Origin of the sequence: Pantoea sp. Cr_R13, from assembly GCF_029222565.1 — a bacterium.
Lineage (GTDB): Bacteria > Pseudomonadota > Gammaproteobacteria > Enterobacterales > Enterobacteriaceae > Pantoea > Pantoea eucalypti.
Genome location: NZ_JARHXL010000003.1, coordinates 349,813 through 369,152, shown reverse-complemented (window position 1 = coordinate 369,152; position 19,340 = coordinate 349,813). Strand labels below are relative to the sequence as shown.

General features: G+C 52.1%; 16 protein-coding genes. 5 read left to right on the top strand and 11 right to left on the bottom strand.

The window, feature by feature from the left end; translation table 11 throughout:
* The first annotated feature begins 144 nt into the window (after positions 1-144).
* Together sulA and ompA are read left to right on the top strand one after the other, a co-directional pair.
* The gene (gene sulA / locus P2R09_RS02780; RefSeq protein ID WP_003850038.1) at positions 145-636 is read left to right on the top strand and encodes an SOS-induced cell division inhibitor SulA; all 492 of its coding nucleotides are present in this window, start codon (positions 145-147) and stop codon (positions 634-636) included.
* Positions 637-986: 350 nt separating this feature from the next.
* A complete protein-coding gene (gene ompA, locus P2R09_RS02775) occupies positions 987-2,057 on the top strand; it encodes a porin OmpA (RefSeq protein ID WP_275766916.1) in 1,071 nt (356 codons plus the stop codon).
* A gap of 97 nt (positions 2,058-2,154) precedes the next feature.
* Here ompA and matP read toward each other — a convergent pair whose 3' ends face one another.
* A complete protein-coding gene (matP, locus tag P2R09_RS02770) occupies positions 2,155-2,622 on the bottom strand; it encodes a macrodomain Ter protein MatP (protein ID WP_008925878.1) in 468 nt (155 codons plus the stop codon).
* Between the two features lie 53 nt (positions 2,623-2,675).
* Between matP and P2R09_RS02765 the strand changes: the two genes are divergently transcribed.
* The gene (locus tag P2R09_RS02765; protein WP_275766914.1) at positions 2,676-4,547 is read left to right on the top strand and encodes a Lon protease family protein; all 1,872 of its coding nucleotides are present in this window, start codon (positions 2,676-2,678) and stop codon (positions 4,545-4,547) included.
* 68 nt (positions 4,548-4,615) lie between these two features.
* The gene (fabA, locus tag P2R09_RS02760) at positions 4,616-5,134 is read left to right on the top strand and encodes a bifunctional 3-hydroxydecanoyl-ACP dehydratase/trans-2-decenoyl-ACP isomerase (RefSeq protein ID WP_008925876.1); all 519 of its coding nucleotides are present in this window, start codon (positions 4,616-4,618) and stop codon (positions 5,132-5,134) included.
* Positions 5,135-5,202: 68 nt separating this feature from the next.
* On the opposite strand, the gene rmf is transcribed toward fabA, so the two are convergent.
* The 6 genes from rmf to rlmKL all read right to left on the bottom strand — a co-directional run bounded on the left by rmf (position 5,203) and on the right by rlmKL (position 13,166).
* Positions 5,203-5,370, bottom strand: coding sequence for a ribosome modulation factor (rmf, locus tag P2R09_RS02755; RefSeq protein WP_008925875.1), 168 nt, complete (start codon positions 5,368-5,370; stop codon positions 5,203-5,205).
* Between the two features lie 279 nt (positions 5,371-5,649).
* Complete coding sequence (gene pqiC, locus P2R09_RS02750; RefSeq protein ID WP_275766908.1) at positions 5,650-6,219, bottom strand: membrane integrity-associated transporter subunit PqiC; 570 nt, start codon at positions 6,217-6,219, stop codon at positions 5,650-5,652.
* A complete protein-coding gene (gene pqiB, locus P2R09_RS02745) occupies positions 6,216-7,859 on the bottom strand; it encodes an intermembrane transport protein PqiB (RefSeq protein WP_275766907.1) in 1,644 nt (547 codons plus the stop codon). Before pqiB ends, pqiC begins: the two co-directional genes overlap by 4 nt.
* Positions 7,846-9,114 (bottom strand): membrane integrity-associated transporter subunit PqiA, encoded by a 1,269-nt coding sequence (gene pqiA / locus P2R09_RS02740; RefSeq protein WP_275766906.1) that lies wholly within the window; start codon positions 9,112-9,114, stop codon positions 7,846-7,848. The genes pqiB and pqiA overlap by 14 nt, the downstream gene beginning before the upstream one ends.
* A gap of 14 nt (positions 9,115-9,128) precedes the next feature.
* A complete protein-coding gene (locus P2R09_RS02735) occupies positions 9,129-11,045 on the bottom strand; it encodes an ABC transporter ATP-binding protein (RefSeq protein WP_275766905.1) in 1,917 nt (638 codons plus the stop codon).
* Between the two features lie 6 nt (positions 11,046-11,051).
* The gene (rlmKL, locus tag P2R09_RS02730) at positions 11,052-13,166 is read right to left on the bottom strand and encodes a bifunctional 23S rRNA (guanine(2069)-N(7))-methyltransferase RlmK/23S rRNA (guanine(2445)-N(2))-methyltransferase RlmL (protein ID WP_275766904.1); all 2,115 of its coding nucleotides are present in this window, start codon (positions 13,164-13,166) and stop codon (positions 11,052-11,054) included.
* Between the two features lie 110 nt (positions 13,167-13,276).
* On the opposite strand from rlmKL, the gene P2R09_RS02725 reads away from it, so the two are divergent.
* Positions 13,277-14,386 (top strand): YcbX family protein, encoded by a 1,110-nt coding sequence (locus P2R09_RS02725; protein WP_275766902.1) that lies wholly within the window; start codon positions 13,277-13,279, stop codon positions 14,384-14,386.
* Here P2R09_RS02725 and P2R09_RS02720 read toward each other — a convergent pair whose 3' ends face one another.
* The 4 genes from P2R09_RS02720 to P2R09_RS02705 all read right to left on the bottom strand — a co-directional run bounded on the left by P2R09_RS02720 (position 14,387) and on the right by P2R09_RS02705 (position 18,610).
* Positions 14,387-14,929, bottom strand: coding sequence for a cell division protein ZapC (locus P2R09_RS02720; protein WP_275766900.1), 543 nt, complete (start codon positions 14,927-14,929; stop codon positions 14,387-14,389).
* Between the two features lie 152 nt (positions 14,930-15,081).
* A complete protein-coding gene (gene pyrD, locus P2R09_RS02715) occupies positions 15,082-16,092 on the bottom strand; it encodes a quinone-dependent dihydroorotate dehydrogenase (RefSeq protein WP_008925867.1) in 1,011 nt (336 codons plus the stop codon).
* Between the two features lie 134 nt (positions 16,093-16,226).
* On the bottom strand, positions 16,227-17,528 hold the full coding sequence (locus P2R09_RS02710) for a flippase (RefSeq protein WP_039660951.1): 1,302 nt from the start codon (positions 17,526-17,528) through the stop codon (positions 16,227-16,229).
* Positions 17,529-17,629: 101 nt separating this feature from the next.
* On the bottom strand, positions 17,630-18,610 hold the full coding sequence (locus P2R09_RS02705; protein ID WP_275767273.1) for a glycosyltransferase family 2 protein: 981 nt from the start codon (positions 18,608-18,610) through the stop codon (positions 17,630-17,632).
* Between the last annotated feature and the right edge of the window lie 730 nt (positions 18,611-19,340).

The window sequence follows — 19,340 nt, the reverse complement described above, 5'->3', positions numbered from 1 at the left end:
AAAAGTGGCAGCAGGTTCAATGAATAAATAGTGCTTCAACTAATCTTGTCGCGTTTTTGCGAGGCGTTTTCAGAAATTTGGGTTGATCTTTATCCAGGATGACAGTACTGTATATTCATACAGTCCACTGCTGGTGATTAACTTATGCGAACACAACATCCTAATAATGCACGCTATGCTCATCATTATGCGTCCTCTTCTGTTCCGTCCACGCAGGGTGGTGGAATTACTGAGTTACGTTACAGCGAGCAGCCCGGTATGATGCAGATGATGCTGTTGCCGTTATTACAGCAACTGAGTCAGCAGTCACGCTGGCAGTTGTGGTTAACACCGGCACATAAACTGAACCGCACCTGGTTGCAGGAATCAGGATTACCATTAGATAAAAGTATGCATATCGCCGATTCTGAACGTCTGAATGCGGTAGAGGCGATGGTTAAAGCGTTGCGTACGGGAAATTACAGCGTTGTTCTGGCATGGATTCCGTACGATCTTGATGAAAATGAGCGTCGTCAACTTGAAAATGCGGCGGCTGAGGGTGAAGCGCTGGGTTTGATTTTGCGGGCCAGTGGGACAACGGAAGCGCCTCTCAGACCGCAAAGTGCGATAAAAATTCAGTCGGATTTGTTTCATTAAGTAAAAATAAGAAGTTTCCCAGGCTATTATTCTTATCAGTTGTCGCTAAACCACTGATTCTGTTAGTTCGAGCTGTGACAATGGGTTAGCAGGTTTTTTGGGCTTTTTGCTACGACGTTACGACCATCCTAATTGTTAGAAATTGTGTATAAACCACTGTTTTTTTACAGTAGCGCCTCACATCATACTTGTAAGTTTCCAATCTCGTTGTAGACTTTAGCTCGCCAGGGTGCTCAATAACCTCCGTTTTTTGCGGTAGAGTCATAAGCGAGCGTTTTGACCCGGCGAAGGATTTAAACCAAGAGCAACCTTTTTGCTCATTGCCTATTTGGATGATAACGAGGCGCAAAATGAAAAAGACAGCTATCGCAATTGCAGTGGCACTGGCTGGCTTCGCTACCGTAGCGCAGGCCGCTCCGAAAGATAACACCTGGTACACCGGTGCTAAACTGGGCTGGTCTCAGTATCACGACACTGGCTACTACGGTCACGGTTACGAGAACAATGACGGTCCAACTCATGAAAGCCAGCTGGGCGCAGGTGCGTTCGTTGGTTATCAGGCAAACCCATACCTGGGCTTCGAGATGGGCTATGACTGGCTGGGTCGCATGCCTAATAAAGGCGATGTGACTAACGGCGCATTCAAAGCACAGGGCGTTCAGCTGGCTGCTAAACTGAGCTACCCAATCAATGACGATCTGGACGTGTATACTCGTCTGGGCGGCATGGTATGGCGTGCAGATGCAACGCAGACTAACCCAACTACTGGCCGCATCAGCGACCACGACACCGGCGTATCTCCGCTGGCTGCAGTTGGTGTTGAATATGCGCTGACTCAGAACTGGGCTACCCGTCTGGATTACCAGTGGGTTAACAACATCGGTGATGCACAGACCGTTGGTGCTCGTCCAGACAATGGCATGCTGAGCGTAGGCGTTTCATACCGCTTCGGTCAGGATGACGTCGCTGCTCCGGCGCCAGCTCCGGCTCCAGCACCAGCGCCAGTTGTTGAAACCAAGCGTTTCACTCTGAAGTCTGACGTTCTGTTCACCTTCAACAAATCTACCCTGAAGCCAGAAGGCCAGCAGGCTCTGGATCAGCTGTACAGCCAGCTGAGCTCAATGGATCCTAAAGATGGTTCCGTTGTCGTACTGGGCTTCACCGATCGCATCGGTTCAGAGCAGTACAACCAGAAACTGTCTGAGAAACGTGCTCAGTCAGTCGTAGATTACCTGGTATCTAAAGGTATCCCTTCTAACAAGATCTCTGCACGTGGCATGGGTAAATCTAACCCAGTTACCGGCAACACCTGTGACAGCGTGAAAGGCCGTAATGCCCTGATCGATTGCCTGTCTCCGGATCGTCGCGTAGAAATCGATGTTAAAGGCATCAAAGACGTTGTAACTCAGCCACAGGCTTAAGTTTACATGTCATAAAAAACCCCGCCAAGGCGGGGTTTTTTTATGCCAGTAATAAAGCTGGCATCAGGCGTTCAGGGATGACATTGCTCCCGTTACGTTACTCGCTTTCAGAGCCTGAATTACCCAGGATCGCCTGCAAATCCTGTTTCAGGCTAGACATCTGAGTGGCATATTTCTCTTTACGTTCTGCATCTTCTATCAACTGAACAATTGTTTCAGAAAGCGTGCAGCCGCGCCGCTGTGCCAGTCCCGCCAGTCGTTGCCAGACCAGATATTCAAGGTCGATCGATTTTTTACGGGTGTGCTGATGTTCAGCATTGAAATGGCGTTTTCGCCGGGCACGGATAGTCTGTTTCAGCCGATTATCCAGATCAGAATGGATATGTTCCGCGATCCATTCATTCACCGTGACCGGATTATTTTCCATCGCCAAAAGCTTATCGACTGCAGCCTGCGCCGCACTTAATTCAAGGTGACGCGTGATCAGTTCACCTTCCCGATGTTTTTTCACCAGGTATTTCCACTTCCATCCACATTCAAGATTTTCGAGTTGCTGGTATTTCATCGGAATCTCATCGTGATCACGTAACGAACTAAGAATAACAGCTTTTTTACCGGATGCAGCAACGAAAAACATGCTGTTATCATCACATTTTCAACAGGAAGTCTGCAGTGCTTAACAAGGGTGATTCCTGTATAATCTCGCTTTTCTTAATACTGACAAATGCGATTATTTTGACCAGCACCCAACTTACGTGGCAGACCTTACAGCCGGATAGCGCGCAATACCAATCCGTTTTCTCCCGAATTGCTGATGAAGAAACTGATGCTCTGGCAACGGTACAGCCCCGTTTGCTGAATGCACTTGCGCATTTACACCATCAGACGCAAGGGTTCCCATTACTGCTGGTTCGTAGCCAGGAGAATCGCGATTATCTGGCATTCATTGCCCAGGCCGCACAACGGGTTATGGCCGACAGTACCACGCTGTATGGTGGTGATTACCATATCATGGCAGATAATGTCACGCTTCAGCCCCCCTCCGATCCACAACGCCCGTTCACCAGTCAGGGTGGTATTCACTTTGCTGAGTGGATTGAGATGGAACAGTTGTTTGGCTGCGTGCGCCAGTATAAAGATCGCATCCAGCTCGAGCCGGGCCTGATACATCGCGCTAACGGTGGCACGCTGGTGCTTTCGTTGCAAAGCCTGATGACGCAGCCCATTCTCTGGTTGCGCCTGAAAAAGTGTATCGAGCAGGGCTATGTCGAGTGGACATCCCAGGACGAACGCCGGCCGCTGCCGGTTTCCATTCCGCCTCTGCCACTCAGCCTCAATCTGGTCCTGTGTGGCGAACGTGAAACGCTGGCAGATTTTCAGGAGCTCGATCCTGAAGCACACGAAATGGCCATCTATACTGAGTTTGAAGAGAACATTCAGATTCTGGATGAGGATGACATGCTTGCCTGGTGTCGCTGGAACGCAGAACTGGCACAGCAGGCGGGGCTGCCCCTGCCGGAAGAGGACTTCTGGCCCGAGCTGATTAAAGAAGGCGTTCGCTATAGCGGCGATCAGGATACCCTGCCACTTTGTCCCCGCTGGCTCCAGCGTCAGATGCGCGAGTCAGCTCTGATGGGCGATGAACAACTCAATGCTGAAGCGCTACGTGATGCGTTGGAAGCGCGCTTATGGCGCGAGAATTATCTCAATGAACGGATGCGTGATGAGATCCTGCTGCGGCAGATTCTGATTGAAACCGAAGGTGAAGTCGTCGGTCAGATTAATGGTCTGTCAGTGGTGGAATTTCCAGGCCACCCGCGCGCCTGGGGCGATACTTCGCGCATTACCTGCGTGGTCCATCCTGGTGATGGTGAGTTCATGGATATCGAACGCAAAGCGGAGCTGGGCGGGAATATCCATGCCAAAGGCATGATGATTATGCAGGCTTACCTCACTGCCGAGCTGGAACTTGATCAGCAACTGCCCTTCTCGGCCTCAATGGTGTTTGAACAATCTTATTCCGAAGTGGATGGTGACAGCGCCTCGCTGGCTGAACTCTGTGCCTTAATAAGCGCATTGGCAAATCAGCCCATCAATCAGCAAATTGCTGTCACCGGCTCGGTCGATCAATTCGGCAACGTACAACCTGTGGGCGGACTGAATGAGAAGATCGAAGGCTTCTTTGATATTTGCCATCAGCGAGAACTGACGGGCCAGCAGGGAGTGATCATTCCGGCCTGCAATGTGCGTCATCTTAGTCTGAACCAGGCTGTTGTCTCGGCGGTTGAGCAGGGTCGCTTCCACATCTGGGCCATTGACCAGGCCGAGGAAGCACTGCCGCTGCTGACGGGGAAAATCTGGAGTACCGAGGATGGTCTGGGTGATTGCCTGCTGAATACCATCCAGGAACGCATTAGCCAGTTCAACCAGCCGGACGGTCCGCAACGTCCCTGGGCGCTGCGCTGGCTTAACTGGTTTAACCACCGTTAATCCGATTTGCTCAGCGTACAACTGTTCGCTAATATTCGTGATTCACTAAAACAAGGCTTATTGAAAACATGGTAGATAAACGCGAATCCTATACCAAAGAAGATCTGATTCTGTCAGGTCGTGGTGAACTGTTTGGCGAAAATGGTCCGCCGCTTCCATCCGGCAACATGCTGATGATGGACCGCGTGGTCAAAATGACCGAAGACGGCGGCAAATATGACAAAGGCTTTGTTGAAGCGGAGCTGGATATCAATCCCGATCTCTGGTTCTTCGGTTGCCACTTCATTGGCGATCCGGTGATGCCAGGCTGCCTGGGCCTGGATGCCATGTGGCAGCTGGTTGGTTTCTATCTGGGCTGGCTGGGCGGCGAAGGTAAAGGCCGTGCACTGGGCGTGGGTGAAGTGAAATTTACCGGTCAGGTCCTGCCAGAAGCGAAGAAAGTCACTTACCGCATTCACTTCAAACGCGTGATCAACCGTAAACTGGTGATGGGCGTGGCAGATGGTGAAGTGCTGGTTGACGGTAATCTGATCTATACCGCCAGCGATCTGAAAGTTGGCCTGTTTAAAGATACCGCCGCTTTCTAAGCGTTTCCTCCGGAAACAAAAACCTCCGCGCATGGCGGAGGTTATATTCCTTTTTCAGTGACATCCGGTTATGCAGCTACCGACCTGTCCTCCATGGCTTGTCGCCAACCTCCCAACCAGTGAGACTTAGCGTCAATCAACTGATACGGACACATCTCTTTTGAGCGTCCAGTAATGCCTGCCTGATAACCACGTGAATGGGCGCGTTCGAGGCGGTCTCGTTTCTGTCTCTTCATACTCCGTTTCCCTCATGTAAGGTCTGTGGAATCTGGTGGAAAGAAAAGTGGTGATTTAATGTTCAACCACCCTTATGTTCTACCTCCTGCGAATCTAAAGATCAATGCTCAATCTTCATGCCAGTGTCATAAATGTGACCTTAATCGGTAAAAATAACGACGTTTTGTGATGCACACATCAACACCATCTCTCTGATTAAGCTAATAAAAAAGCCCCTGGCCGGCGTCGAAAAATCACGACAATCGGACAGGGGCTTAGCTTATTTATTCACATTAATCTTAATTTAACGCAACCACACTGTTGGCTATCTTCTGCGCAGTCTGTTGCCAGCCCGCCGCCAGCGTGCGGACCATCGCATCATAGCCATCTTCAGTCTGCGGCAGAACCAGATTAAACGCCTGCTTAGTCAGACGGCCCTGATGTTCCACCGTCCATTCACCACTGACGATCGCTTTGCCATCGTAACGTCCCTGGAAGCCGGTGACCGTCACGTTCAGCGTATCGTGTTGCGCGCCTAACGGTGAACCGGCCACCAGCCGGCCTGGTAACGCCTTGCTCAGGTTAGTGATCAGCGTCTGCTGCAACTGCTGATCGAGCGGACTGGCCCAGAGATTATTTGTGGCGATGACATATTTGACATCGCTGGTCTGATAAACCAGTCCATTGCCTGCCAGATAATCCAGCACCGTCACCTGTTGCACCCACAACATCGGCTGCGCTTCATTCAGCTGGCTGCTGCTGACCTGCATGGATGCCGCCCCGGAGGGCAGCTGATACCAGGTATTGTCAACGCTGCTACTGCACGCACTTAACACCAGCGCGGCACAAAGTATCAACCCTTTCTTCACTGTTTCGCCCTCTTCGGCTGGGGATCCTGTCCCGGTTTCGCCTCAAATACCAGCGCATTGCTCTTATTGTTGAGCGTTCTCAGTACCGGCTGAAGTTCACGCAGTACCTGATCCAGTCGCTGCATATCGCCTACCACTTTGGTGTAGGCTGGCGAACCTGGCTGCAGGCCCTTCATGCTGCGGTTCAGCTCGCGCAATGTCTGCTGCAGATCTTCCGGCAGCGTTTTCATCGCCGGACTGCCAGTGACTTTGTTGATGTTGTCGATGGTGCGCTGCAGATCACGCATCGTTTTCTGGCTCTCTTTCAGAGTACCTGTCGCTTCGTTAACCATGCCGTTCAGTGGAAGACTGTTGATTTTATCCAGTGCCGCCATCAGCTTCTGCTGAATCTGGCTCAGGCCACCACTGACCGTTGGGATCACTTCATAGCCAGAGACTTTCTGTGGTCCTTTATAGGCTGGCGCATTGTCATAGAAGTCGAGATCGACATAGAGTGCGCCCGACAGCAGGTTGCCCGTTTTCAGCGTGGCACGCAGACCGCGTTTCTTACCATCCTGCAGATGCTGTTCAAGATCGAAATTTTCACCCAGTCGGCTGATAAAGCGATCCGGCTCAATACGAATCAGTACCGGTACGCGGTAATCATTATTCAGCGCCTGATCCAGACCTGCTTTCATCAATGGCGCTTCAGAAACGGTACCCAGACGAATACCCCGGAACTCAACCGGCGCGCCTGCCTGCAGACCACGAATCGAGTCGGTGAAGAACAGCACGTAGTCGATGTGGTTGGTATAGAGTGAGTCCTGAATACTGCGCTGATCGTCAAACAGATGATAATCAGATTTGTTCTGCGCAGGCTCACCCAGTTCCCAGCCATCCGGCACATCAAAACTGACGCCACCGCTGAAGAGCGTCGTCAGCGAACCCATTTCTACGCGCATACCAGAGGCAGACATATCCACGGCGATGCCGCTGTCCTTCCAGAAGCGCACGTTGGTTGTTACAAGGCGATCGTAAGGCGCAGCGACAAACAGCTGATAGGTCATCATACGTTTGTCAGTATCAAAAACGCTGGTCTCCACCGTACCGACGCGATAGCCGCGGAACAGCACCGGATCGCCCGGATTAAGCTGACCCGCTTTTTTGCTGTCGAGAATAATGCGGATACCTTTCGCATCTGGCGGCGCTAAAGGAGGAGCATCAAGCAGGTTAAACTGTTCTGGCGCTTCACTTTTGGTGCCGGGCTGTAATTCAATGTAGGCGCCTGACAGCAGCGTTCCCAGCCCGCTGATGCCTTCACGTCCTATTTGCGGTTTCACTACCCAGAAAACACTGTCTTTATGCAGCAGTTTTCCCATACCCGCATTAAGACGGGCCTTAATTTCTACATGGTGAAGATCGTCGCTCAACACCGCGCTCTCCACGATACCGACATCCACGCTGCGACTTTTAATTGTGGTTTTACCCGCAACAATGCCTTCGGCGTTTTCGGTGATTAAGGTGACTTCCGGCCCCTGATGGCTGAAATGGTAGAACAGGATCCACCCGCCAATTAACAGCGTAACGATGGGGACAATCCAGACCGGCGACCAGCGCTTAATCTGTTCCACCTTTGCATGGCCATGGTTAGTTTCCGTCAAGGCGCGACTCCTTCATATTGTTTCCGCGTACATGATCCCAGGTTAATCGCGGGTCAAAGGTCATGGCAGCAATCATGGTGATAATCACCACCATCGCAAACAGTACTGCCCCCCACGCGGGATAAACATTCATTAATTGCCCCATACGCACCAGCGCAGAGAGCACGGCAATCACAAACACGTCAATCATTGACCAGCGGCCAACAAATTCAACCACTTCATAAATTTTGTGCATCCTGTGGCTGTCACGCCGTCCGCGCCCGCTGGCATCCCAGCAGAGCCAGCCAATCGCCAGCATTTTTAGCGTAGGCACCATAATGCTGGCGATAAAAATCACCAGCGCTACCGGATAAGAACCCTCACCCCACAGCACAATCACACCCGCCATAATATTAGAGGGATACGCTGTGCCGAGGGTTTCCGTCACCATGATCGGCAACAGGTTGGCGGGGATATAAAGCAGTATGGAGGTAAACAACAGCGCCAGCGTCCACTGCAGGCTGTGCTTGCGTCGCGCCTGCGCCGTAACGCCGCAGCGCGGACAGGTATGCTCAGCTTCAGGCAGAATGGCCGTACAGCAGGGGCAGGAACGCAGGCCCTGCTCTAAACCACTGATGCCCACTTCGGGCAGATGAGGTAGCGCGGGTCGGGGGGAGAGACTCTCCCACAACTCGCGCCGGTCAACGCACTGAAAGGCCCGAAGTTGTAACAGACAAAACAGCACCCACGGCCAGAAACTGGTCTCCAGGCCAATCTCACCGTAGGCCATCAGTTTGACGAAACTGACCAGCACGCCCGCCATAAAGATTTCTGCCATGCCCCAGTTGCGCAGCTGAAACAGGATACGTGCCAGACCAATTTTGAGGCGGGTCGGCAAGGGTACCGGATTGACCAGCAGGATAATCGCAACCATGCAAAAGGCCGGCACGGCCTGCACAAACAGCAGGAACAGCGTTGCCAGGCTACTGTAATCTTCTGTCACCATCACCTTAGGGATCTGCGACAGCGTAATCTGGCTGGTCAGCCCCGCGACCTTCATAGAGACAAAAGGAAACAGGTTCGCCAGCAGCAGCATAAACAGTGCTGCCAGCGCATAGCCCGTTGGTCGTTTACGCGGCTCGTGCCAGTTGGCCGTCAGGGAGGTGTGGCAGCGCGGGCATGACGCACGGCTGCCAACAGGAACGTCCGGCAGCTTAATCATTAAATCGCATTGTGGACAGAGCATCCACCCGTTACTTTTCACTGCTGAACACATCCGTTAGCCCTGCCCTACGCGCCGTTTTTCAGTGACTCAAGCTCTTCCCAGCGTGCAAACGCAGTTTCCAGCTCCTGCTCAGCCTGCGCCAGATTATCCAGCACCGGCTGTGTCTGATCGTGTGCCTGACTGAAGAAGTCCGGGTGACTCATCTTCGCCTGCAGTTCACCGATGCGCGCCTCCAGCTGCTCCAGTTTTTGCGGCAACTGTTCCAGCTCTCGCGCCAGGTTGTAGCTGAGTTTATTTACGTTACGCTTCACATCACTCTTCTCTGCGGCAGGCTTAGCGGTATTAGCCGTCGCTTTTGCGGGTGTGGCAGCTCTGTGCTGACGGTAGGCGGCGCGCTGCTGCTGAGCATCGTGATAACCGCCCACAAAAGTACCGATTTCTCCGTTGCCTTCAAAAATCCAGCACTCAGTGACGGTATTGTCGACGAACTGACGATCGTGACTGACCAGTAAGACGGTGCCCTGATAACCATCAATCAGCTCTTCCAGCAGTTCCAGCGTTTCGACGTCGAGGTCGTTTGTTGGTTCATCCAGAATCATCAGGTTGCTGGGACGCAGGAACAGACGCGCCAGCAACAGGCGGTTACGTTCACCACCCGAAAGTGCGCGCACCGGCGTCATGGCACGTTTAGGATGGAACAGGAAGTCCTGCAGATAGCCCAGCACGTGGCGCGGTTTGCCGTTAACCAGCACTTCCTGCTTGCCTTCGGCCAGGTTGTCCATCACGGTGCGATCCGGATCCAGTTCAGCGCGATGCTGGTCAAAGTAGGCCACTTCCAGCTTGGTGCCGGAATGCACGCGGCCATGATCCGCTTTTAATTGCTGCAGCATCAGACGCAGTAAGGTGGTTTTACCGCACCCGTTCGGTCCAATCAGCGCAATTTTGTCGCCACGCTGAACCTGGGTTGAGAAATCCTTCACCAGCACTTTGCCGTCGACCGCGTAGTCGACATTTTCCAGCTCAAACACAATTTTGCCGGAGCGGGACGCTTCGCCCACCTGCATGTTGGCTTTGCCCATGACTTCGCGACGTTCCGAATGCTCACGACGCAGCGCTTTCAGCGCACGCACACGGCCTTCGTTACGTGTACGGCGGGCTTTGATGCCCTGACGGATCCACACCTCTTCCTGCGCAAGCTTGCGGTCGAATTCTGCGTTCTGCATCTCTTCAACGCGCAAGGCTTCTTCTTTGCCTTCCAGATAGAGATCGTAGTTGCCCGGCCAGGAGACCAGCTTGCCGCGGTCGAGATCGACGATACGTGTCGCCATGTTGCGGATAAACGAACGGTCATGGGAAATAAAGATGATGCTGCCGGTGAAGTTCTTCAGGAACGTTTCCAGCCAGTCGATGGTCTCAATATCGAGGTGGTTGGTTGGCTCATCCAGCATCAGCACGCGCGGGTTGCTTACCAGCGCACGGCCCAGCGCCGCTTTACGCAGCCAGCCGCCAGAGAGCGACGACAGTTCGGTATCGGGCTGCAGACCAATCTGCTCCAGCACGTCATGGATGCGGCTTTCCAGCTGCCACAAATTCTGATGGTCGAGAATAGTCTGCAGACGCGCCATCTCATTGAGGTTTTTATCGCTTGGATCGTCCATCACCACATGGGAAATGGCGTGATAGGCTTTCAGATGCTCAGCCTGCTCTTCAACGCCCTCAGCCACGAAGTCATAGACCGAACCAGTGATGTTACGCGGTGGATCCTGTTGCAGACGCGCAACCACCAGATCGGTTTCATAAATAATGCGGCCATCATCCAGCGGCTGTTCGCCGTTGATGATTTTCATCAGTGTGGATTTACCTGCACCGTTACGGCCCACCAGACAGACGCGTTCGTTCTCTTCAATGTGCAGTTCGGTGTTGTCTAGCAGCGGCGCATCGCTGAAGGAGAGATAAGCGCCGTGGATACTGATTAATGACATGTAATCTTATTCCTTACCGGCGTGAGTGATCAGCCAGCAGTTGTGAATTTGACGGTTACGCGCGAAGTCCTGCGACTGTGTTTTCTGGGTAATATCCTGCGCCTGCAGGCCCAGTGCTTTCAGGCCATCCATGTCCATTTTGAAACCGCGTTTGTTATTGGAGAACATGATTGTGCCGCCGCGACGCAGCAGGCGCTTCAGGTTACGCATCAGCATCATATGATCGCGCTGAACGTCAAAGCTCTCTTCCATACGTTTTGAGTTGGAGAAGGTTGGCGGATCGATAAAGATCAGGTCAAAGTTCTCGTCACTCTCATTCAGCCAGCTCAGGCAGTCTGCCTGCATCAGGCGGTGCTGACGCCCGGTCAGTCCGTTAAGACGCAGGTTGCGCTCCGCCCACTCCAGATAGGTCCGCGACATATCTACCGTGGTGGTCGAACGCGCCCCACCCAGACCGGCATGCACACTGGCGGTGCCGGTATAGGCAAACAGGTTCAGGAAATCTTTGCCCTGGCTCATCTGGCCGAGCATTTTACGGGCAATGCGGTGATCGAGGAACAGGCCGGTATCGAGATAGTCGGTCAGATTCACCCAGAAATGCGCATTAAACTCTTTAACTTCGAAATAGTCGCCCTTTTCGCTGAGCTTCTGATACTGCGCTTTGCCTTTCTGACGCTCACGCGTTTTCATAATCAGACGGTCAGCGGGCAATTCCAGTACGCTCAGGGTCGCGCTGATCACATCGAACAGGCGCTGACGCGCTTTGTTCGGATCGATCGTTTTCGGTGGCGCGTATTCCTGGATAATCACCCAGTCGCCATAGCGATCGACAGCGACGTTGTAGTCTGGCAGATCGGCGTCATAAATGCGGTAGCATTCAATGCCTTCCTGACGCGCCCACTTCTCCAGCTTTTTCACATTTTTACGCAGACGGTTCGCGTAATCTTCCGCAATCTGACCGGCGCTTTCATGGCTGTTGACCGCCAGCTGATAATTTTTCTGAACGCAATCCAGCGGACCGTTTTTCGCTTTGAACTGGCGGTCGGCACGCAGTTGCAGGCAGCTCAGCAGTTCAGGCGAGGCGCTGAACAGCGACAGATTCCAGCCGCCAAAATGCTGCTTCATCAGACGTCCAAGCTGGCTGTGCAGCGCAATGAGGGCGGGTTCGCTCTCCAGACGTTCACCGTAAGGCGGATTGCTCAGCACCGTGCCATGCACCGCCGGATCGACCGGATTGATCAGCTTCAGCAGGTCCTGTTGAGCAAAGGTAAAGAGTTCATAAACGCCAGCGCGACGGGCATTCACCTGCGCCCACTCCAGCACGCGGCCATTATTATCATAGCCAAAGAAGCGCGCCTGGGTGGCGGCGGTGCCCGCACGGGCACGCGCCTGCGCCTCGGCTTTCACTTCCTGCCACAGAGCAGCATTAAACTGGCTCCAGGCGGTGAAGCCCCAGTGCTTGCGCAGCAGGCCTGGTGCGCGATCGCAGGCGATCAGTGCGGCTTCAATCAGCAGCGTACCGGAACCACACATCGGATCGATCAGCGGCGTGGTCGGCTCCCAGCCAGAACGCAGCACAATCGCTGCGGCCAGCGTCTCTTTCAACGGTGCCTGACCGGTTTGCTGCCGATAGCCGCGCTGATGCAGCGAACTGCCGCTGAGATCCAGCGCAATACTGGCACGATCGTCATTCAGCCAGACGTTGACACGGATATCCGCCTGCTCACGATCGACATTCGGCCGCTCGAGGTTTTGACGGGTAAAGCTGTCCACGATGGCATCTTTCACTTTCAGCGCGCCAAACTGGCTATTACGAATCGAGTCGTTGGTGCCGCTGAAATGCACGACAAACGTTTTGTCGCTGCCGAACATCGTCGGCCAGTCCACGCTCTGTACACCAAGATAGAGATCAAGATCGCTGTAGACGCCAAACTCTCCCAGCGGCAACAGGATGCGTGATGCTAAACGACTCCACATCAGACTTTGGTACATGGCGCGATCGTCGGCTTCGTAGTGAACGCCTCCCTGCACCACTTGCAAATCCTGCGCGCCCAGCGCGTCCAGCTCACTTTTTAACAGCTCTTCGAGCCCACGCGCCGTGCTGGCAAACAGAGAATTCATATCGTCACTTTTTAACTCTTGAGAAAATTGTCGCGCATTATAGCGAATCGGAGACCTATGTCATAAAGTTAGCTTCTTTTGTGTCGCGCGTCGGGTTCAAGGAGAACACCATGATCACGCTTTCCCGCTTATTTATTCATCCTGTGAAGTCGATGCGGGGATTAGCATTATCACACGCGCTGGTCACTGACAGCGGACTGGCGTTTGATCGTCTGTTTATGGTGACCGAACCTGATGGCACCTTTATTACCGCCCGCCAGCACCCGGAGATGGTGCGCTTTACGCCCGCGATTCTGCCGGATGGCCTGCTGCTGGCGGCGCCAGATGGGAGTCAGTCCCTGATCCGCTTCAGCGATTTCGATGAGCAGAATCATCCCACCAAAGTCTGGGGTAATCATTTTACCGCGCGCATAGCGCCCCTTGCGATAAATCAGTGGCTGAGCCAGTTCTTCCCGCGCGACGTTCAGTTGCGCTGGGTCGGGCCACAACCCAGCCGCCGGGTCAAAAAGTTTGATCATATTCCGCTGAGCTTTGCCGATGGCTTTCCGTTTTTGCTGATCAACAACGCGTCGCTGCATGATCTGCAACAACGCTGCCGGGCCAGCGTCCGAGCCGAACAGTTTCGTCCGAATCTGGTCGTCAGCGGTGCTGCCGCATGGGATGAAGATAGCTGGGCAGAAATTCAGATTGGCGACGTGATATTCGAAGTGCCAAAGCCCTGCAGTCGCTGTGTGCTCACCACGGTCAGCACCGAGACCGGCGTTAAGCATCCCACCGGTCATCCGCTGGCGACGCTGCAGACTTTTCGTACCGCTCAGGATGGCAGTGGTGACATCGATTTCGGCCTGAACTTAGTGGCGCGTAGCAGCGGCGTGGTGCGTGCGGGTGATGAAATGATTGTCCTGAAACGTCATGCATCGCGCAGGTATGGGGCGGGTGACGTGGTCGAAACGTTGAAACCAGAAAAACAGGCACCTGAAACCGTAAATATTACTTATCAGGGTCAGACATTCACCGGGGATAATCAGCAGGTGTTACTGGATCAACTGGAGATGCAGGGCTTTCGCATACCCTATTCCTGTCGTGCAGGTCTCTGTGGCAGTTGCAAGCTGAATCTGGTCGCAGGAGAGGTGAAGGCGCTAAAACAGAGTGCCCTGCGTCAGGACGGCACACTGTTAAGCTGTAGCTGTATTCCGGCGGGCGATGTTGAACTGAGGTGATCAGACAGCGCGGGCGAAAGGTGCAGCAACGTCCTCATGCCAGGGCTGCAGGCGATCGTTCATCACTTTGATGGCATCGCCGAGCACCATGTATTTACCCGCCAGCGTGAGACCTTGCTGTGCCAGCAGACAGAGCGCCGCATTATCACCACTTTCAACCACCAGCAGACGTGCCTGTGTTCCCTCTTCAGCCAGCGTAACCTGTACCATTTCGCCAGGACGAGGCTGCATGGCCGGGGCATATGAGGTGAAATGCCAGCTTTTAGGCATCAGGGGTTTGAGAAAGCGTGCAGCGACCAGTGCGTTTAACACCAACTCAGCACGGTGACTGCCACTGAGTTTGCAATGACGGCAGGTCTCTTCAAACGTGTAATAAAGAGCAGCGTCATCGACACAAAAGCCCGATTCAGCGAAAGCGTCCGGCGTGAGCATTTTGCGGGAATAGCGGGAACGAAACAGCATACCGTCGGCCAGGTCGAGCATCATTCGATCGTGGCTGCTGTCAAAATACCAACGCCAGTTATCATCGGGTTTAATTTTCATCGTGTGCCCTGTATTTACCGCTGCGCCAAAAATCACGCAGAATTCAGCGAAAAAGAAACATAAGGAAAAGCTGAAAAAGCGTGCAACAGGACAAAATATAAACGAGCCGAGGGGATAAATAAAGCCCCCGGCCCGTCATTGTGAGAATTGTCTTAGATATTGGTAACGATATCTTTAATTAAGCCCGGTCCCTGATAAATAAAACCTGAATAAATCTGAACTAATGTTGCCCCGGCGGCGATTTTTTCACGTGCGGCCGTTAAAGAATCAATGCCACCAACGCCAATAATCGGCAGGCGTCCCTGCAGTTCCTGAGAGAGGCGCTGGATAACCGCTGTGCTCCGGGACTGAACTGGCCGGCCACTTAATCCGCCTGCTTCCTCAGCATATTTGAGTCCACTAACCAGCGAACGATCGAGGGTGGTATTGCAGGCAATAACACCATCAATCTGATGACGAATTAAACTGTCAGCGACCTGAATTAACTCCTCTTCCGAGAGATCAGGCGCAATTTTCACGGCCAGCGGAACATATTTAAGGTGACGCTGTTCCAGCTCTTTTTGTTTTTGTTTGATTGAGGAGAGCAGATCATCCAGCGCCTCGCCATATTGCAGCGAACGCAAACCTGGCGTGTTAGGGGAGGAAATATTGATGGCGATATAACCGGCGTGGGCATAGACCTTCTCCATGCAGATCAGATAATCATCTTTGCCCTGCTCGACTGGCGTATCTTTATTTTTACCGATATTGATTCCCAGCACGCCGTTAAAACGCGCTTTTTTCACGTTTTCAACCAGATGATCAACACCCAGATTATTAAATCCCATCCGATTGATAATTCCGCCTGCTTCCACTAGCCGAAACATGCGTGGCTTATCATTACCCGCCTGAGGGCGCGGCGTGACGGTACCGACTTCAACAAAACCGAAACCCATCGCGGCAAACGCATCAATACACTCTGCGTTCTTATCCAGCCCGGCGGCCAGGCCCAGGGCGTTCTTAAAGGTCAGTCCCATACAGGTAACCGGACGCGACGGCAGAGTCTGGCGATAGAACATCTCAAGTGGCGTGCCGCTCATAAAGCGTAGTTGCTGAAAGGTGAGTTCGTGTGCGCGTTCGGGGTCGAGTTTAAACAGCGCCGGTCGGACGATAGGATAAAACATGCACTCTCCTGAAGGACGGAAGCGATCGTGGAAGTCGGTGCACGGGAAAATGTGCGCCAGAATGGTAAAGTGCTCTGGCGCAAAAGTAAATCGAACTGCGGGGTGGTGGGAAGTTAACTGAAAATCCCTTGATCTTACGCAGCGGAATCGTTTACGGGGTGATTTTCCACCTGCGAGGGGAACAGATATTCCCGCAGGATCCCGTGACGCTGCATGATGCCAAAAATACCGATGCAGACGAACGCTTCTGCCCCGACCATCGACCATGCGGCCCCGATCGCACCAAACTTCCACGCCAGGAAACAGCACAGCGGCACGTTAATCACACCCGCGGCCATCATCACCCACATACGCTGACGCGCTAAACCATGTGGAATCAGAATCTGTAATCCGGCCGGATAAGCAATATTGCCAAACAGGAAGCAGAGCACAAAGACACGCAGCACATCTGCCGACGGAATAAAGTCCTTACCCAGTAAGATTGAAACCACCAGGTCAGCAAAGAACCAGGTAAAGATCACAATCGACAGACTCAGGGAAAACGACAGCAGCAGGCTTTTGCGCGTCGCTGCAATGGCAGCCCGTTTATCCCGGCCAAACAGATGACTGACGCGCGGGAAGAAGGCGCTGCCAATCTGCTCTGGCACAGAGTTAGCGGCTTTACGCAGACGATCCGCACCGTTATAGATACCAACCATATAGGTGGAGGTAAAGGAGGCGAGAATCACGACGTTGACGCTGTTAAACAGGTTGGCACCGGCAATGGCGATAAAGACATCCATGCTGTCGGTGATGCGCTGTTTGATTTCACGCGGTTCAAAACGGTAGCGGCCAATGACCTTCATCTCGAGCACAAACTTCAGCGTAATCGCTGCACTGATGATGGAGACGGTGCCAGGGATCAGGGCAGCCAGCCAGGTATCCTGCGGGGATTTCACCAGTAAAAACGTTAGCGGAATCGCACAGAAGTTCCCGAAGGTAGCGATCATTGCCGTCTTACCCAACTTCTCAAAGCCCTGCATCAGCCAGCCAAATGAAAACAGCGAGCCTATCAGCGTGGTGCAGTTCGCCAGGATGATAAAGAACAACGGATGCCAGGCGGGATTAAACCAGGTCGCGGTCAGCAGTGTGCCGCTGGTCACCACCAGCAGCATCAGCTTGGCGTTAAATGTTGACCAGAAAAGCTGAGTGACGCGTTCTTTGTCATCACGATGGTGAGCAATATCTTTGGTGGTAAAGACATTAAATCCCCAGTCAGAGATGGTACTGCAATAGAGCACACAGGCGATCGCCAGTGCCAGCGTACCCATCTGCTCTACACCCAGAACACGGGCAAGATAGGGCAGCGTCGCCAGCGGAAAAAGGAACGACGCACCACGATAGGCCAGCAGGGAGAAAATATTAATAATCAGACTTTTATCAAGAACTTTTGCCATGACGCAACAACCTTATACACATTGCATGTCTCACCTTCTCATTTCGCTAAGGCATAAACAATATCGCTTCACATTTTTCAGAATCAGGCTGTTTTTTGTGATCAGGCCGCGTTTTTCAACTCTTTTTTGACTTTGTAATGCTGCAGCGCAATAAACAGTTCAGGACGATTAAACAATAACCACTCTTTAAAGCTCTCTGCTTTTACATTACGTCCCAAAAAGCGAATAGCATTCAGCACATATTCAGGAACAGGTGTTCGATTGTAGAGCGATAAATAGATCATCAGACGAAACGAGTGAACTAAATAGGCTTTTTCCAGTGTGTCACGCCATGCTGATTTAACCATTGATCCGGTTAACGTGTTGTAGGCGTGCATAAAAGCGTCATAGCGCTGATGGAAAAACTCATTGCTTTTAGTACTGTTGGTCAGTGAACCGTTGCGAATACGCTGTTTATAATAGACCTGATGACTTACCCAGGCCTGCTGACTTTTCATAAAACTGGAAAGGGTAAAATTGTGGTCTTCATGAACACGTTTAACAAAGCGCAATTTATGCTGCTCAATAACGCGTTTGCTGATGACATAACTCCACGCCGCCGAGGTATAGCTGCCATTACGCAGTAGCGCCAGCAGGACGTCCTGTGGCTTTTGCTGGCCAAAGCGTTCGTGCCTCACTTTTGGTGAAGTGATGTCAATGTGACCATCGCGGAATACACACGATTTAAAACAGAACAGGTCCGTTTCAGGATGCTTTTCCGCCACCATAGCCAGTTCGGCCACCAGGCCATCGGCCACGACGTCGTCCGGATCACAGAAAAAGAGAAACTGGCCCTTCGCCTGTGCAATGCCCACATCCCGGGCCTGACCGGCGCCTCCATTTTCAGTGGTAATTATTTTTACCTGAGGAAGATGCGCATAATTCTGTTCAAGTAAGGCTAATGTTCCATCGGTGGAACCATCATTCACAATGAGTATTTCATTGGGCGCTTTAACCTGACGTAATAATGAATCGACGCACTCCACAATATATTTTTCAACATTGTAAGTTGGAATAATTACAGATAATAGAGTGTCAGACATAGGCAATTCTCTGCTGTTAGAAAAAAGACAATACGCGTCACCTGCCGGATGCAGGTCCTGACCAGAGGCGAAACGTCGAAAAGAGTAATGCGCTATTATTATGATAGCTTTCATTTGGCCTGATTATCTTAAACCGGTAATGCGAATAAAGACCAGTAGTAAAAATTATCTTAACGTTTCCTGTGAAAATCACTGTTAATGAAAGTGCATCTATAGTCCGCGTAAATGTTAAAACCGTTGATGATCGATTTAAAATAGCCTGGCAAAGCAGACGTAACCATGTTCAGGAATGTGTAAGAGAACATCTGTAATAGTGAATAACTTCACCATTACTTCATTTTCATTGCAGTTTTCTTTCTGCGATTAATCTTAGTTTCAGGCAGATGCTTCCGCAGACAGGCAGATTCTGTGCCGCTCAAAGGGGCTATTATGCTCACCGCTTCGTTTAAAAGCTGTATGACTCTCAGGAAGATTGATTAAGCAATCAGACGAAAACGATTTTTTTCAGCACCCTCCCCCATTTTGACCATCTCGTATCACACTCCTTAATGAGTTCACCGCCTGCCGGAACCTAAATTAAGAATTATCGGAAGCTTCTGCGTTCCGTTCTGCAACAGCGTCTTCTATTTGCAATTTTCACCCTTACTTTGCCGGATAAATCATTTAAGCCCACTCCGTAGCTCTGACAGTATTAAGCCATTAGTTCTCAACTTTAGATAATCAATAACTT

What these genes read in the sequence shown, in the direction of transcription:
- P2R09_RS02720 (WP_275766900.1), bottom strand. Translation starts at nt 14,929, where the DNA reads ATGAAAATTAAACCCGATGATAACTGGCGTTGGTATTTTGACAGCAGC.
- pqiA (WP_275766906.1), bottom strand. Translation starts at nt 9,114, where the DNA reads ATGTGTTCAGCAGTGAAAAGTAACGGGTGGATGCTCTGTCCACAATGC.
- matP (WP_008925878.1), bottom strand. Translation starts at nt 2,622, where the DNA reads ATGAAATACCAGCAACTCGAAAATCTTGAATGTGGATGGAAGTGGAAA.
- P2R09_RS02765 (WP_275766914.1), top strand. Translation starts at nt 2,676, where the DNA reads ATGCAGCAACGAAAAACATGCTGTTATCATCACATTTTCAACAGGAAG.
- P2R09_RS02735 (WP_275766905.1), bottom strand. Translation starts at nt 11,045, where the DNA reads ATGTCATTAATCAGTATCCACGGCGCTTATCTCTCCTTCAGCGATGCG.
- sulA (WP_003850038.1), top strand. Translation starts at nt 145, where the DNA reads ATGCGAACACAACATCCTAATAATGCACGCTATGCTCATCATTATGCG.
- pyrD (WP_008925867.1), bottom strand. Translation starts at nt 16,092, where the DNA reads ATGTTTTATCCTATCGTCCGACCGGCGCTGTTTAAACTCGACCCCGAA.
- P2R09_RS02725 (WP_275766902.1), top strand. Translation starts at nt 13,277, where the DNA reads ATGATCACGCTTTCCCGCTTATTTATTCATCCTGTGAAGTCGATGCGG.
- P2R09_RS02710 (WP_039660951.1), bottom strand. Translation starts at nt 17,528, where the DNA reads ATGGCAAAAGTTCTTGATAAAAGTCTGATTATTAATATTTTCTCCCTG.
- rlmKL (WP_275766904.1), bottom strand. Translation starts at nt 13,166, where the DNA reads ATGAATTCTCTGTTTGCCAGCACGGCGCGTGGGCTCGAAGAGCTGTTA.
- rmf (WP_008925875.1), bottom strand. Translation starts at nt 5,370, where the DNA reads ATGAAGAGACAGAAACGAGACCGCCTCGAACGCGCCCATTCACGTGGT.
- fabA (WP_008925876.1), top strand. Translation starts at nt 4,616, where the DNA reads ATGGTAGATAAACGCGAATCCTATACCAAAGAAGATCTGATTCTGTCA.
- ompA (WP_275766916.1), top strand. Translation starts at nt 987, where the DNA reads ATGAAAAAGACAGCTATCGCAATTGCAGTGGCACTGGCTGGCTTCGCT.
- P2R09_RS02705 (WP_275767273.1), bottom strand. Translation starts at nt 18,610, where the DNA reads ATGTCTGACACTCTATTATCTGTAATTATTCCAACTTACAATGTTGAA.